14 protein-coding genes are annotated in these 14,404 nt (G+C 64.2%); 8 read left to right on the forward strand and 6 right to left on the reverse strand.

Annotated elements, in window-relative coordinates; genetic code table 11:
- Positions 1-125 precede the first annotated feature (125 nt).
- From pbpC to ACZYR5_RS10010, 6 genes are all read left to right on the forward strand, one after another.
- Positions 126-2,438 carry a peptidoglycan glycosyltransferase PbpC gene (pbpC, locus tag ACZYR5_RS09985; protein WP_489089534.1) on the forward strand — a complete coding sequence of 771 codons (2,313 nt, stop codon included), beginning with the start codon at positions 126-128 and terminating at the stop codon, positions 2,436-2,438.
- 55 nt (positions 2,439-2,493) lie between these two features.
- Entirely contained in the window at positions 2,494-2,796 is a 303-nt protein-coding gene (locus ACZYR5_RS09990) for a MazG-like family protein (protein WP_489089470.1), read from the forward strand.
- Positions 2,796-3,545: a methyltransferase gene (locus ACZYR5_RS09995; RefSeq protein ID WP_489089471.1), complete on the forward strand. Its 750-nt coding sequence runs from the start codon at positions 2,796-2,798 to the stop codon at positions 3,543-3,545. Before ACZYR5_RS09990 ends, ACZYR5_RS09995 begins: the two co-directional genes overlap by 1 nt.
- 24 nt (positions 3,546-3,569) lie before the next feature.
- Complete coding sequence (locus ACZYR5_RS10000; protein WP_489089472.1) at positions 3,570-4,190, forward strand: DUF4136 domain-containing protein; 621 nt, start codon at positions 3,570-3,572, stop codon at positions 4,188-4,190.
- Positions 4,191-4,230: 40 nt separating this feature from the next.
- A complete protein-coding gene (locus ACZYR5_RS10005; protein WP_489089473.1) occupies positions 4,231-4,791 on the forward strand; it encodes a DUF4136 domain-containing protein in 561 nt (186 codons plus the stop codon).
- A gap of 236 nt (positions 4,792-5,027) precedes the next feature.
- Positions 5,028-6,959, forward strand: coding sequence for a pilus assembly protein TadG-related protein (locus ACZYR5_RS10010; protein ID WP_489089474.1), 1,932 nt, complete (start codon positions 5,028-5,030; stop codon positions 6,957-6,959).
- Here ACZYR5_RS10010 and ACZYR5_RS10015 read toward each other — a convergent pair.
- Together ACZYR5_RS10015 and ACZYR5_RS10020 are read right to left on the reverse strand one after the other, a co-directional pair.
- Positions 6,956-9,697 (reverse strand): PAS domain-containing sensor histidine kinase, encoded by a 2,742-nt coding sequence (locus tag ACZYR5_RS10015; RefSeq protein WP_489089475.1) that lies wholly within the window; start codon positions 9,695-9,697, stop codon positions 6,956-6,958. The two genes, ACZYR5_RS10010 and ACZYR5_RS10015, sit on opposite strands and share 4 nt — an antisense overlap.
- Positions 9,694-10,140, reverse strand: coding sequence for a TadE/TadG family type IV pilus assembly protein (locus tag ACZYR5_RS10020; protein WP_489089476.1), 447 nt, complete (start codon positions 10,138-10,140; stop codon positions 9,694-9,696). Before ACZYR5_RS10020 ends, ACZYR5_RS10015 begins: the two co-directional genes overlap by 4 nt.
- Positions 10,141-10,208: 68 nt before the next feature.
- Between ACZYR5_RS10020 and ACZYR5_RS10025 the strand changes: the two genes are divergently transcribed.
- Positions 10,209-10,679 carry a prepilin peptidase gene (locus tag ACZYR5_RS10025; protein WP_489089477.1) on the forward strand — a complete coding sequence of 157 codons (471 nt, stop codon included), beginning with the start codon at positions 10,209-10,211 and terminating at the stop codon, positions 10,677-10,679.
- 121 nt (positions 10,680-10,800) lie between these two features.
- Positions 10,801-11,580 carry a response regulator gene (locus ACZYR5_RS10030; RefSeq protein WP_489089478.1) on the forward strand — a complete coding sequence of 260 codons (780 nt, stop codon included), beginning with the start codon at positions 10,801-10,803 and terminating at the stop codon, positions 11,578-11,580.
- 27 nt (positions 11,581-11,607) lie between these two features.
- On the opposite strand, the gene ACZYR5_RS10035 is transcribed toward ACZYR5_RS10030, so the two are convergent.
- From ACZYR5_RS10035 to ACZYR5_RS10050, 4 genes are read right to left on the reverse strand one after another with little or no spacing between them, the layout of a single operon-like run.
- Entirely contained in the window at positions 11,608-11,880 is a 273-nt protein-coding gene (locus ACZYR5_RS10035) for a DUF3613 domain-containing protein (RefSeq protein ID WP_489089479.1), read from the reverse strand.
- A gap of 17 nt (positions 11,881-11,897) precedes the next feature.
- A complete protein-coding gene (locus ACZYR5_RS10040) occupies positions 11,898-12,620 on the reverse strand; it encodes a tetratricopeptide repeat protein (protein ID WP_489089480.1) in 723 nt (240 codons plus the stop codon).
- Between the two features lie 10 nt (positions 12,621-12,630).
- Positions 12,631-13,515 carry a type II secretion system F family protein gene (locus tag ACZYR5_RS10045; RefSeq protein ID WP_489089481.1) on the reverse strand — a complete coding sequence of 295 codons (885 nt, stop codon included), beginning with the start codon at positions 13,513-13,515 and terminating at the stop codon, positions 12,631-12,633.
- On the reverse strand, positions 13,516-14,400 hold the full coding sequence (locus ACZYR5_RS10050) for a type II secretion system F family protein (protein WP_489089535.1): 885 nt from the start codon (positions 14,398-14,400) through the stop codon (positions 13,516-13,518). It abuts the gene before it with no gap.
- Between the last annotated feature and the right edge of the window lie 4 nt (positions 14,401-14,404).

The raw sequence follows: 14,404 nt of genomic DNA on the forward strand, positions 1-14,404 counted from the left end.
AGAGTGGGTGTTGCATCGCAGCCGAGGCTTTGGCTGTGGTGTGTGCGGCCGAGTTCCCTGAAGCATAGAGGTTTGCGCGTTTGAATTTTGCAAAAGCGGCGCGGCGTTTGTCTGCCAGCCGATTCCTGCGGCGGTTGATCGCTGGCGTGCTCCTGCTGCTGGCGCTGCTGTGGCTGGCCGATCGACTCTGGCCGCTGCCCTTGCCCAAGGACGACCTGGCGCGGGTGGTGTTGGCCGAAGACGGCACGCCGCTGTGGCGCTTTGCCGATGCCAACGGGGTGTGGCGCTACCCGGTGCGCACCGACGAAGTCTCGCCGTATTACCTCGACGCACTGCTGACCTACGAGGACCGCTGGTTCTACCAGCACCCCGGCATCAACCCGCTGGCGCTGGGGCGGGCGGCGTGGCAGAACCTCAGTGGCGGGCGCGTGTTGTCCGGCGGCAGCACCCTGTCGATGCAGGTTGCGCGCTTGCTCGATCCGCATTCGCGCACGCTGCCGGGCAAGCTGCGGCAACTGTGGCGCACTGGGCAACTGGAGTGGCACCTGTCCAAGGAACAGATTCTCAACCTGTACCTCAACCGCGCGCCCTTTGGTGGCACCTTGCAAGGGGTGGCGGCCGCCAGTTGGGCCTACCTGGGCAAGTCGCCGCAGCACCTGACCCACGCCGAGGCGGCGATGCTCGCGGTACTGCCCCAGGCCCCCAGCCGCCTGCGTCCGGACCGTCACCCGGCGCGCGCGCAGATCGCCCGGGACAAGGTCCTGCGCCGGCTCGCCGAGTTCAACCTGTGGCCGCAGGCGGCAGTCGACGAAGCGCTTGAGGAACCCTTGCTCCTCGCGCCCCGCCTGGAACCGAGCCTGGCACCGCTGCTGGCACGACGGCTGAATCGTCCGGACAGCCCGCCGCTGATTCGCACCACCCTCGACGCCACCCTGCAACGGCGCCTCGAGGACTTGCTGCTGGGCTGGCGCGCGCGGTTGCCGGAGCGCACTTCGGCGGCGATCCTGGTGGTCGAGGAGCAGACCATGGCCGTGCGCGCCTACCTCGGTTCGGTGGACATCAACGATGCCCGCCGCTTTGGTCATGTCGACATGATCAGCGCCCTGCGTTCGCCCGGCTCGACCCTCAAGCCGTTCCTCTATGGCATGGCTTTGGACGCCGGGCTGATCCATTCCGAATCGTTGCTGCAGGACGTGCCCAGGCGCTACGGCGATTACCGTCCGGGCAATTTCTCCATGGGCTTCAGCGGCCCGGTGCCGGCCAGCAGCGCGTTATCGACCTCGCTCAACCTGCCCGCCGTGCAATTGCTCGAAGCCTATGGCCCGAAACGCTTTGCCGCCGAGATGCGCATCGGCGGCATGCCGCTGGCCTTGCCGGCGCTGGCCGAACCCAACCTGTCGTTGATCCTCGGCGGTGCCGGCAGTCGCCTGGAGGACCTGGTCAGCGGCTACAGCGCCTTCGCCCGTGGCGGCAAGAGCGCCAACATCCGTTTGCAGCCCGACGATCAATTGCGCGAGCGGCCATTGCTGTCGCCCGGCTCGGCGTGGATCGTGCGGCGGATTCTCAGCGGCCAGGCACGCCCGGACCGCGACCCGCGCGCCGAACTGGTTCAGCGCCCGGTGCTGGCCTGGAAGACCGGCACCAGCTACGGCTTTCGCGACGCCTGGGCAATTGGCGTGGGGCCGCGCTACCTGATCGGTATCTGGATCGGCCGTCCGGACGGTACGCCGGTGCCGGGGCAGTTTGGCCTGGCCTCGGCAGCGCCGCTGATGCTGCAGGTGCATGACGTGCTGACCAACCGTGACAGCCAGCGCGGTATCAGTGCTGCGGTAGAACCGGTGCCGGCGAATGTCTCGGTGGCCGCGATCTGCTGGCCCCTCGGCCAACCCATGAGCCGCAGCGATCCGAACTGTCGCCGCCAGCGCTTCGCCTGGACCCTGGACGGCACCACGCCGCCGACCCTGCAGGCCATGGACCAGCCGCTGGGCACCGGGCTGGTGGAAAACATCTGGGTCAACGCCAAGGGCCTGCGGGTCGACGCCAAGTGCCCGGGTGCACAGCCGCGCGCGATTGCCCTGTGGCCGGCGCCGCTGGAGCCCTGGCTGCCACGGGTTGAACGGCGCGAGGCGCGCTTGCCGGCCAATGATCCGGACTGCCCTGGGCCGATGCTGGCAGCGTCCTCACCGCTGTCGATCGTCGGCGTGCGCGACGGCGATCAACTGCGCCGTCCGGCTGCCAGCCAGGAGCTGCTACGCCTGAAACTCTCGGCCTTGGGCGGCAACGGCCGGCGCTGGTGGTTCGTCAATGGCGCACCGCTGGGTGACAGTGCCCATCAGGACAGTATCAACGCGACGTTCGAGCAGCTCGGTCGGGTCGAGTTGAGCGTGCTCGATGAAGGCGGACAGACGGCGCGGGTCGAGTTCAACGTGGTTGATTGAATGCCTTGCTTGATTGGCCAAACCGCCCGAAGCTATACGCCTTCTGGAGAACCCGATGAACCTTGTTGAACTGACCGAACGCCTGCACAGCATCCGCGACCGCAATGACTGGCGGCAATTTCACAGCCCGAAGAACCTGGCCATGGCCGCCAGCGTCGAAATGGCCGAACTGGTGGAAATCTTCCAATGGCTGAGTGAAGACCAGTCACGCCAGTTACCCGCCGACAAACTCGCCCACGCCGGCCAGGAAGTGGGGGACATCGTGCTCTATCTGTTACTGCTGTGCAGTGAATTGGGATTGGATATGGATCAAGTAGTCCGCGCCAAGCTGGCCGACAGCGAACGGCGGTTCAGCTGATGAGCGACCGTCATTTCGATCAGTTGGCGACCCGTTTCGCCGAGAAAATCTACGGCGGCGCCAAGGGCGCGATCCGCCTCGCGGTGCTCCAGGCCGACCTCGCGGAAACCCTGCCGGATCGTCCGCTGCGGGTGCTGGACATAGGTGCGGGCCTCGGCCACATGTCGTTGTGGCTGGCCGAGCGCGGGCATCAGGTGACCCTGGCCGAGCCGGCCGAACCGATGCTCGAAGGCGCCCGGCAGCGATTCGCCGAGGCCGGTCAAAGCGCGACCTTCATCCAGGCGCCGTGGCAGGACCTGCTCGGACAGCTCACCGAACCCTACGACCTGGTGCTGTGCCACGCGGTGCTGGAGTGGTTGGCCGAGCCCCATGCGATCCTGCCGGTGCTGCATCAATTGACCGCCGCTCAGGGTTGGTTGTCCCTGGCCTTTTATAACCGCGATGCGTTGATCTACCGCAACTTGCTCAAGGGCCATTTCCGCAAGATGCGCAAGAACGACATGGCCGGCGAGAAGCAGAGCCTGACCCCGCAGATGCCCCTCGATCCGCGCGAACTGGCGACGCAACTGCAAGGCCTGTGGACGGTCCAAAGCCAGAGTGGCGTGCGGGTTTTCCATGACTACATGCCGGTGGAGTTCCAGGCCCGCGCCGAACTGCTCGACCTGCTGGAAATGGAACTGGCCCACCGGCGTCACCCGTCTTTTGCCGGGCTCGGTCGTTACCTGCACTGGATCTGTCGTCCGGCCTGATCCCCGGGACCTCTGGAGAGCATCATGAAACGCCGCTTGGGATTGATCCTGCTGTGCCTCGGTCTTGGCGCCTGCCAGGGCAGCAATCCGTATGTCGCCAGCTCCAACCCATTGCCGCCGGCACCGCCAGAAGCGGCCAAGACCTTCGACCGCAGCGCCTATCCCGCTGCCCCGCGGGACTATGGCAAATACCGCAGTTGGACCTGGCTCGACGGCCGGGCGCCCAGCGGCTCGGCCTGGGCGGACTCGGCGCAGATCGCCGAAGTGGTGAGCAACGCCCTCGACCAACGCGGCTTGCGCCCGTTGCACGCCAACCAGAAGGCCGACCTGCTGGTCAGCGCCAACCTGCATCAGGAAACCCGGTTGCAACAGGTGCAGGACGATTACGGTTATGGCGCCTATGGCGGGTACAACCGCTATAACAATGGTTACGGCAGCGGTGTCGGCATGTACAACAGCGTGCCCATCGTGCGTACGTATCAGGTCCAGGTACTGGTGGTGCAGGTCGAACTGTACGACGCCGTCAGCGGGCAACCGGTGTGGAGCGCCAGTGCCGAGACCAGCGTCAACGGCAATGAACGCGAGCGCGGTGATGCATTAAGAACAGCTGTGGAAAAGGCGGTAGCGGCGTATCCTCCTTCTTGATGACTCGCATTCGTATGCGGGTTTGAACCGGAGAATCATCATGTTCCGCCGACTCGCCTTGCTGGCCTGCGCTGTGTTGCTCAGCGCCTGCCAGTCCAACCAGATCAACAGTGATTTCGACGCCAGCCGCGACTTTGCCGCGTACCGCAGCTGGGCCTGGAAAGAGCCCGCCCTGCAGTACCGCCCGGATGATCCGCGGATCAAGAGCGACCTCACCGAACAGCGCATTCGCCAGTCCGTGGCCGATCAACTCGATCAGCGCGGCTTGCGCCCGGCAGCGGGCAGCAACCATGGCGATCTGCAAGTGCAAACCTATCTGATCATCGAAGAGCGCCAGCAACAGGTCACCACCAACTATGGCGGCGCCTGGGGCAACCCGTGGAACGGTTACTGGGGCGCGCCGATGTACAACGAAACCCGCAACATCAGCTACAAGGTCGCGACCATCCAGATCGACCTGCTCGACGGCAAGGACGGCAAGCTGGTCTGGCGCGGCAGCGACGAGCAGATGCTCAGCAGCTCACCGGACCCCAGCAGCCGCAGCAACGCGATTCGCGAGACGGTCAACCGCATTCTCAGCAACTACCCGCCCAAGCATTGAGACCGCAATCGCTGGCAAGCCAGCTCCTACAGGGATTTTGCGGTGGATGCCGATCTTGTGATCGGCCGCAGGACCTGTAGGAGCTGGCTTGCCAGCGAAAGTCGCCAACGATAACGCGCACATCCTGAATACCCACTCACCCTTGCACCTTCACCAAAAGCGCTGGCAACTAGCCAGCGCTGCCGCCACACCTTGACTACACTGCGATGACGATTGGAGGAAGCAAGGAGTGCTCGATGTCTCCCCGCTCGCAGTTTCGTGGCCCGGCGCAGCAGCGCGGGGCGATTGGCATCATGGCCGCCGCGACCTTCGGCCTGGCGCTGTTGTTTGCATTGCTGGTGGTCGACAGCGGCCGGCTGTACCTGGAGCAGCGCAAGTTGCAGCGGGTGGCCGATACCGCTGCGCTGGAAGCGGTCAGTCGCGGCGGTAACTGTCTGCCGGGCCTGAGCGCCGCCGCCTATGCCGGGCAAAGCGCGGTGCGCAACGCCTTTATCGTCGACCCCACCACCACCCTGACCACCACCTGCGGCACGCTGGTCACCGCCGCCAACAACTTGCGGACTTTTGCAGTCGATAGCAGTCAGTCGGCGGCGATTCAGGTGGTCGCCACCCATCGGGTGCAGACCAGTGTCGCCGGCGCACTGTTCAGCCTGTTCAGCGGCAAGGCAGTCAGCATCAATACCCAACTGACAGCGACGGCGGTAGCGGCCAAGCCCAAGCCGACCCTGGCGCAATTGAGCATCCGCAGCACCCTGCTGAGTGTCGATACGGCGCGTTCCAATACCCTTAATCCGTTGTTTTCCGGCTTGCTCGGCGGCAATGTCAATCTCACCGCGGCGGGCTGGGATGGCCTGGTCAAGACCGACGTCAACCTGCTCAAGTTCATGGATCAATTGGCGATCAAGCTCAAGGTCACGGCGGGCGACTACACCAAATTGCTGACGACCGAGGGCTCAGTGACGGATTTCCTTCAGGTCGCCGCGACCGTGGCACCGGTCAACGGCGCCACGGCCGACGTCCAGGCAGCGCTGGCCAAGCTGCAGGTAGGCGCGATCAACGCGCCCCCGATCAAGCTGGGAGACATCCTGCAACTGCAAACCGGCACTACTGCGGCCGGCCTTGATGCGGCGGTGCAGCTGTTCCAACTGGTGCAGGCGTTCGTGCAACTGGCGAACAAGAACGCGGCAGCGGTGGCGGTATTGCCGGTCAATGTGCTGGGGCTGTTGGGCCTGACCACCACGGTCAAAGTGATTGAGCCGCCGCAGTTTTCAGCGGTAGGGGATCCGGCGTTGGCCAAGGTTGCGGGGGAGTTCGGGGTGAACCGGATTTATGTGAAGACGGCACAGGTGCGGGTGTTGAGTTCGGTGGATCTATCGCTGGTGAGCAACTTGCTGAAGCTGGTGACCGACCTGCTGAACGGCGTCCTTGGCCTGATCAACACCTTGCTGGCGCCCGGCTGCCTGCTGGGTGGTACCTGTACCCAAACGGACCTCCAGGTGTTGCCCAACGCCAAGCTGGATGTGGGGTTGGAGGCCGGGGTGGGCAAAAGCTATGTGACGGACTACACCTGTGACCTGCCGACCACCAAGAGCCTGACAGCTACCACTGAGATCGCGGCTGTCAGCGTCAAGATCGGTCATATTGATCCGGCGATCTGGTTTTCGACTTCGCCCAATAATCCATTGACGCCCCTGACTCTGGTCGATATCGGCAGCACAGTCTGCAAAGGGCTGAGCAACTGCGGCACACGCACGCCCTTTACCGGCGGCGGTGCCGAAATCATGATCAACAGCCCGATCCTCGGCACCAGTGACCCCAACTACCCCTACAACAATCCGAAGGACGTCAACGTCACGCCTTCGCCGCTGCACACCGTCTCAGTCTCCGGGGTGGTGGGTGGCTTGAGCGCGACGCTGGGCGGGGTCAAGTTGATTACCCACGACCCGTCGCTCGGCTTCAGCTTGATCGGCGCCTTGCTGGCGACGTTGAACGGGGTGTTGACCCAGGTATTCAATCTCCTGATCAGCACAATCAACGGCCTGCTCGCCCCCCTGGTCGACCCGCTGGTAAACGCCTTGCTCTTCAACCTCGGCATCGACGTCAACAAAGTCGACGTCGGCTTCAACCTGACCTGCGGCCAAAAAGGCAAAGCCTACCTGGTGATCTAAACCGCCCCCACAATCGGCAGCTCGATACAGAATCGCGCCCCCTCAGCCGCGTTGCTGACGCTGAGGGTTCCGCCCATGTTCTCGACAATCCCATAGCTTACCGACAGCCCGAGGCCGGTGCCGAGGCCCACCGGCTTGGTGGTGAAGAAGGGCTCGAAGATGCGTTCCAGCAGGCGCGGATCAATACCGCCGCCGTTGTCTTCCACCCACAGCCGGACCGAACGCTCATCGCAGTCGGCTGACAGGCTGATCCAGGGCGCGAATGCCGGGTCGGCCTCGCGTTTGCTCAGCAGCGCATCGCGAGCATTCACCAGCAGGTTGATCAACACTTGCTCCAGCTGATCGGCGTGGCCGCGCACCTGCACCGCAAAGCCGAACGCACGACTGCGCAATTGCACACCCTTGCCCTGCATGCCCTCGGCCAGCAATGCGAGCGTGCCTTCGACGGCCAGGGCCGGATCGAACGGCTGCTGTTCGATCTCCGAGCGCCTGCCGAACACGCGCATGTGGTCGACCACTCGGGCGGCACGCTGGATCTGCGAGTCGATGCGGGTGAGCTTGTCCTGCAAATAATCCATCTGCACGTCGCCGTTGCTCAAGCGCTTGAGGGTGTTGACCACGGCCATGCGCATTACATTCAGCGGCTGGTTGAGCTCATGGGCCAGGCCCGTGGCCATTTCCCCGAGCGTCGCCATCTTCGCGCTTTGCAGCAGTTGTTGCTGCGAGCGCCGCACCTCGGTGTTGTCCCGGCCCACGGCCTGGATTTCGAGCAGCCGGCCTTGCGCGTCGAACACGCCGCGATCCGACCAGACCCACCAGGCGTGTTCGCGCCCGGGCAATTGCAGGCTGATTTCCGCGGTGCTGACCGGAAATTCGGGGCTCAATTGCGCGATGCGCTGCACGAAGGCCTCACGCTGTTGCGCCGACAGCCATTGGCCCAGATCGGCGCCGGGCAATTGCTCCGGGGCGGTTTCCAGGTACAGCGCCAATGGGCGGTTGGCGAAGGACAGCGTCAGGTCGGGGCGGTAGCGGCAGATCATCGCCGGTGAATCCTCGACCAGAATTCGATAGCGCTCCTCGCTCTGCCTGACCTGCTCGGCGGCCAGGGTCGCTTCGGTGACATCGAGCCACAAGCCGACCGCTTCCACCGGCAAGCCAAGGTCGTCGCGCAGCAGCCGGGCCTCGTCGAGCAACCAGTGGTAGTCGCCCTGATGGTCGCGCAGGCGGTAGCGGGCGCGCACGTTGCCCTCGCGCAGCAATTGCCGGCTGCGCTGGAAATACAGTTCGCGATCCTCGGGGTGGACCCGTTCGATCAAGGCGCTATCGCTCAAATCGCTCAATTGCCAGCCGAGCAGCGGCAACAGGCTGGCGCTGAAAAAACTCGGCAGCAGCGCGCCCTGGTCATATTGCTGGACATAGATCACCGCCGGCGAGCTGGCGACCAGATTGTCCAGTCGGGCATGGGCGGCGGCAGCCTGTTGTTGCTGCTCCTTGCTGTCGCTGATGTCGAGCATGAAACCCACCAGCCGTCGTTGCCGGCCACTGCCGCGGACCTGGCCCTGTACCCGGTACCAGCTGCCATCGGCGTGTTGCAGGCGCACGCACATCAGCAACGGCGTGCCGTGCTGCGCGAGCATCTGCAGGCGGCTGGCGAGTTCCGGGCGGTCCACCGGATGCAGCAGCGCGAGCCACTCGTCCAGCGCCAGGCGCCCGTGATCCAGGCCCAGGGTCTGCGCCAGTTGCGGGGCGAGGCGAATGTCGTCCGTGCCCTCGGGACACTCCCACCAACCGCTGCCGAGCAAGTCCTGCAGGGCATCCAGACGTTCGAGCTGTTGCTGTTGCTGCTGCTCGCGCAAACGGCTGAGCAGCGGCCCGGCCAGGGCGGCGACCAGCTGCAGCCAGTCGCGCTCACCCAGTTGTGGGGCGCGCTGCATGACCGGATAAAAGCCGCAGAGCAGCCAGGCGCTGGTGCCCCGGTCATCGCGGTAGGGCACCAGGAAGCCTTCGGTGTGGCCGAAGATATCCAGCAGGCGCGGGTCCTGGTCGGCACTGTGGGCGGCACTCAGGTGTTGTGGGGTTTGGCCGGCGAAACGCTCGAGCAGCGTGCCCAGGGGTTGCCCGTTGTGCCACAGCTCGGGGGCATCGTGGGCGCGGTACTGGCTGAAAATCTGCCAACCCGGCGCGTCATGGTTCGGCAAGGCCAGGGCCACGCAGGGGATGCGTAACTGCTGGGCCAGGCTGTGCAATTGCTCCTGCAGCACCTCGGGCAGGCGCGCTGCACTGCACAGGCGCAGGCGCTCGCCCAGTTGCTCGGCGAGTTGCCGACATTCTTCGCGGCCCTGTGCTTGCTGGCGTTCGCGCAACAGGTCGCCGATATCCAGCAGTTGCAACAGCCAGCCGTCGAGGTTCGGCTGGGTCCAGCCGCGCAGGTGCAGGGTCTCGCCCGCCGCGCCGGGAAAGTCCAGGTCCAGGCTGTGTCCCTGCCACTCCACGGGCACACCTTCGACGGCGTGGCGACTGTGGGGCAGCAGGTAGTCCGCCAGGTGCCCGGCGCCGTCAGCAGGCAGCTGGCGAGAGAGCAGTTGGCGCAGCGGCCCGCTCAGCTCGAGCACATGCCCCTGATGGTCCAGTTGCACATGTAGGCCGATGTTCTGCACCACCAGGCTGTGGGCGCTGGCCAGCTCGGCGGAGGGTGGGCGCCCGAGCAGGCGGGCGAAGAGCGTGTCCGAGGCCTTCAAAATTTCAGGCTCGATTGCGCGCTGAGGTTCACCGGCAGGCTGGGGACGTTGCCGACGCCAGGCAGGACCAGGAACGGAATCACCTGGTTGAGCTTGCTGGTGGGGTAATCGACGCTGGCGGTGAGCACGCCGGCGCTGTAGACCGCCTTGGCATCGCCGCCGGTGCCGTAGGTGATGTTGAATGCCTTGGGCACCCACGACAGCTGTTGTTGCAGTACGCCGTTGGCCAGACTCTCCAGTGCCGTCGGATAGTTATTGGTATTGGGGTCGAGGGCGACGCTGCGACGTACCGCTTCGGCGGTCGCTTCATTGAATGACTGCATGAGTAACAACGGCACGCTGTAGCTGACGATGCCGTAGAACACCGCGAAAAAAATACTGAAGACCAGGGCGAATTCAATCGCGACTGCGCCTTTTTGCTTGCGGGGGAGGTGTCTTCTCATGAGTGCGTCTACCCTGACATTTACTACGTGCTATCAGCATAGAATCATTCAGCCAATACGGACGGTTTATGCAGAGTTTTGTCTTACTGATCTGGCTGGCGCTCTGCGCGGCTCAGGATGTTCAGCAACGGCATATCGCCAATGGCTTGACCCTCGGCGCGGGTCTCATTGCCCTGCTGTACATGCTGACCAGCGGCACCACCTGGCTGGGCGCGCCGGCCGAGCAGGGGGGCTGGGCGCTGGTGCTGGCGCTGCTGTTCACCCTGCCCGGATACGCCACCGGGCGTATGGGCGCCGGTGATGTGAAACTGATGGCGACGATCGGTCTGGCCTCGGACCCTGTGCATTTATTGGGCAGTTTCGTCGGTGCCGGAGTGTTGGGTGCGCTGTGGCTGCTGTTGGCGCCCAAGGTCTGGCCATATATGACTCAAGGACTTAGGAAACGTATTGCGCAGATGGCGCCGGAGCTGTCAAAAAAACCACCTTTTGCGCCTTTCGTGCTGGTCGGCTTTTTGTTGACCATGGCTTGGATTCCCTAGGTCTGTACTCACTTTCCAACTATGTACAGAGTGATAAACAGCGACTACTTTCAATGCAGAATTCGGACTGTTTTGCAGTCGAATCAGGAACGATCAGTCTCGCCTGGGCATGGAGTCGCAAGTGAACAAGTCCCTCTCTGCAGTAAAAGTATTGGTAGTCGACGACGAGCCCCTGATCGTCGAAGAATTGTGCGAATTCCTCGAAAACAGCGGCTATCGCTGTGTGCCTTGTGAGTCAGGCAAGCAGGCGCTGGACCGCTTCTGTGAAGACCCCGACATCGGCCTGGTGTTGTGTGACCTGCACATGCCGGACTTGAGTGGCATTGACCTGGTCCAGGCGCTGCAACACCTGGCCGGCAAGGAGCGGATCTTCGAAGCGATCATGCTCACCGGCCGCGCCGATAAGCAGGACGTGATCAAGGCCCTGCGCGCCGGGATCGCCGACTACTATCAGAAGCCAATCGATCTCGAGGAGCTGCTCGAAGGCGTGCAACGTCAGGAAGCGGCCTTGCAGGAACGGCAGAAAACCCTGCAACTGGGGCACCTCAACCAGAAGCTGCAAACCCTTTCCGAGTCCATCGACGATCTGTATCAGGATCTCGACAAAGTCCGCCGCACACCGTCCAGCGAGTCCGCCAGCGACAGCGCCGGCGATGTCGATCAGGTCGAGATTCCGGCCATCTTCAATCAGCTTTCACCCCGCCAGCTGGACGTCGCGCGGTTGGTGGGCAAGGGCCAGACCAACTACCAGATTGCCTGTGAGCTGGGGATCACCGAGAACACCGTCAAACTGTATGTGTCGCAGGTGCTGCGCCTGACCCACATGCACAATCGCACGCAGCTGGCGCTGGCCCTGTCGCCAAGCAGCGCGGGGATGCGCCAGCGGGTCACTGCCCACTGAAGACTCGGGCACTGCCGGCGCAGGCGATCACTTGCTGCTCTGGATGTGCCCTTCCTGACCCTGTTCGAACAGGTCCGGAATGTCGTAGTTGAATTTCCTCAGCCAACGTTGCATCGCCAATTCGCGCTCGGTGGCCGTCGCCGTCTGCGCAATCGGCGAGGCGGCCTTGTTGCTGATCTGCAGCTGCAGCCAGCCTTCGGTTTCTGCCTGCTGCGGCGAGGACGGCCCGGCCTCCAGGGCCATGGCCGAGCAGGGCAGGGCCAACAGCCCGAGGCAGGCGAGAATCGGCAGTCTGTTCATAGTCCTTCTCCACTGCGTTACTTGAGATGGCTGGTCTGGGTTTCGGCGACGGCGGCGACTTGATCACCGGCCGCAGCCTTGGCTTTTTGCGGGGCCTTGAGTTGTTCGGCGCGGTCCTGGGCAATGCTGAACTGCTCGCGACTCAGGCCGGCCTGGCTGACCACTTCGGCGGCCTGCTGCCAGTTGTCCTGATAGAGCAGCAGGGTCACCAGGTTGATCGACGCCAATGGATCGCCCTGCTTCAGTTCAATGGCCGTGAGGAACTCGAAGCGCGCGTCCTCCAGGCGCAGTTGGTTGAGGTAGACCACGCCGAGGTCGTTGCGGATTTTCTCGTTGGTCGGCGCCAGCCGTGCCGCACGCTGCAAGTGGGCCTGGGCCTGGCCGTTGTCGCCGCGTGCCGCGTACAACTGTCCCAGGCCTTGTTCGGCTTCGGCGCTGACGCAGCCGCCGACCAGGCTGCGGTACAGCGGCTCCGCCTCGCTGCGCCCGAGCAGGCGATAGACCCGGGCCTTGCGCAGGCGCACTTCGCTCAAGGTGTCTGGCAGCTTTTCCAGGTTGGCCAGGCTGGCGTGCAGCTTGCCGTCGTTGGCCATGTCATCGGCCAGGTTCAGTGCCAGCTCCTGATCGGAGCTCAACTTGGCGCAACTGGCGCCGCCGCTGATGGCCGCCCAGGGCGTCTGGCCGTTGCTGGCGCAGCCGCTGAGCAGTAGCAGGCTGGTGGCGATAATCAGTGCTTTCATCGGTTTTCCTCTAGGACGCAAAGGCCCGGGCGATGGCGGTGAAGCCCGGCCCGGCCAGGACAATCAATAACGCCGGGAACAGGAACAGCATCATCACCACCGACATCTTGGCGGACATTTTCGAGATGTATTCCTGCAGGCGGGTCAGGCGTCGGTCGTCGAGCAACTGCTTGAGCGCCAGCAGCGACTTCATCGCCCCGCCGCCTTGCTGCAGCAGTTGCTGGAGGATCACGCAGGTGTCGGTGTATTCGTCCACCGCCAACAGCGCGGCGGACTGATTCAGCTCCAGGCCCAGCTCCAGGCCGGAGTCGACCCGCGCCAGGATCAGACGCAACTCGCTGGTCAGCTCCGGCAGCAGTTTCTGTGCCTCGCTGCTGAGCACTCGCAGCGACTGCTCCACGGCCATGCCGGACTCGAAGAGAATCCTCAGCAGGGGAATAAAGGTCGAAATCTCCTGGGCGATCTGCTTCTGCCGGCGACCCACGGCGTAGGCCAGCCAGCGCTTGGGCAGCAGGTAACCGACGCCTGCACCGAGCACCGGGCCAATCCAGCGATTCTGCGCGTCGGGGAAAAACACTTCCTGGAGGAACACCACCAAGCCCAGCACCAGGATCGGCGTGCCGACCTGGAACGCGGCGAACAGCGAGCGTTCGCTGGTGGTGCGCCAGCCGAGGCGCGCGAGCAGGGTCTGGGTTTCACCATCGATGCTCACCGAGCGTTGGCCGAACTTGCTGTCGCCGAGCTGGCGCATCCAGGTTTCCAGGCTGTTGTCCCGCGACATCTGGCCCTGCAGGCGACGCGCGACCTGGCGTGCCCGACGGCGCTGGGCAAGCAGGTTGCCGAGGAGCAGCGCCACGGCGGCCAACAGCAGGATGATGCTCGCCAGGATCGCCATTCAAATACTCCGCAACATGCGCGACAGCGCCAGGCAGCCGAACACTTCCAGGCTCACGGCGGCAAGCAGCATGTGCTGGCCGCTGCTGTCGCTCCACATGCCCATCAGGTAGGCCGGATTGGTCAGCATGAACCAGCCGGCAATCAACACCGGTAGCACGCCGAGCACCCAGGCGGTCATGCGGGTTTCACCGGTCATGGCGCGCAGTTGGCGGGCGCCTTGCTCACGCTCGCGAATCAGCTTGATCAGGTTTTCCAGCAGCTCGCTGGCATTGCCGCCGTAACGGTGGTTGACCTTGAGTCCGAGGGCCAGCATGCGCAGTTCGTCCTGGTCGTAGAGCTCGGCAAAGTCGTGCACGGCGTCCGGCAGGTTGACCCCCAGTTGCACGTTGCGCTGGACCCGGCCCAAGGCGCTTTTCAGCGGTTCGGCGCTGCTGTCGATGCCCCCCATGAGTGCGTCGGCCAGGGTTCGTCCGGATTTCAGGCTGCGGATGGCGTGATCGAGCATCGCCGGCAACTGCGCGATCATGCGCCTGAGCCGCAGCCGGTAACGCAGGGAAATGTACAGGCGCAGCGCAAGCGGAGGCAGCAGGATCAGCAGCATCAACCCCGGCCAGCCACCGAGCAGAAAACCCAGCAGGATGGCACCTGCCCACAGCAGCAACCACAGGCCCAGGCGATCCGTGGGTGCACCCAGTCCGGCGCGCAGGAATGCCCGTTCAAGGCTGTTCCACGCCGGTTTCTCGACGATCAGTTGCGGCTGCCCTGCGGCCAGGCGGTTGAGTACGCGCTCGGTGCTGGTCTTGCGCACGCCCTGGTAAAACAGGCGGATCGACAAGCCCAGCAACAGCAGGCACAGCAGGATGAGCACCCAGGGTCCCATGATCCGC

This window comes from Pseudomonas sp. F007 (genome assembly GCF_057814275.1).

Coding starts and splice junctions, on each gene's coding strand:
- ACZYR5_RS10035 (WP_489089479.1), bottom strand. CDS start 11,880: ATGAACAGACTGCCGATTCTCGCCTGCCTCGGGCTGTTGGCCCTGCCC.
- ACZYR5_RS10005 (WP_489089473.1), top strand. CDS start 4,231: ATGTTCCGCCGACTCGCCTTGCTGGCCTGCGCTGTGTTGCTCAGCGCC.
- ACZYR5_RS10045 (WP_489089481.1), bottom strand. CDS start 13,515: ATGGCGATCCTGGCGAGCATCATCCTGCTGTTGGCCGCCGTGGCGCTG.
- ACZYR5_RS09995 (WP_489089471.1), top strand. CDS start 2,796: ATGAGCGACCGTCATTTCGATCAGTTGGCGACCCGTTTCGCCGAGAAA.
- ACZYR5_RS10025 (WP_489089477.1), top strand. CDS start 10,209: ATGCAGAGTTTTGTCTTACTGATCTGGCTGGCGCTCTGCGCGGCTCAG.
- ACZYR5_RS10020 (WP_489089476.1), bottom strand. CDS start 10,140: ATGAGAAGACACCTCCCCCGCAAGCAAAAAGGCGCAGTCGCGATTGAA.
- ACZYR5_RS09990 (WP_489089470.1), top strand. CDS start 2,494: ATGAACCTTGTTGAACTGACCGAACGCCTGCACAGCATCCGCGACCGC.
- ACZYR5_RS10000 (WP_489089472.1), top strand. CDS start 3,570: ATGAAACGCCGCTTGGGATTGATCCTGCTGTGCCTCGGTCTTGGCGCC.
- ACZYR5_RS10010 (WP_489089474.1), top strand. CDS start 5,028: ATGTCTCCCCGCTCGCAGTTTCGTGGCCCGGCGCAGCAGCGCGGGGCG.
- ACZYR5_RS10040 (WP_489089480.1), bottom strand. CDS start 12,620: ATGAAAGCACTGATTATCGCCACCAGCCTGCTACTGCTCAGCGGCTGC.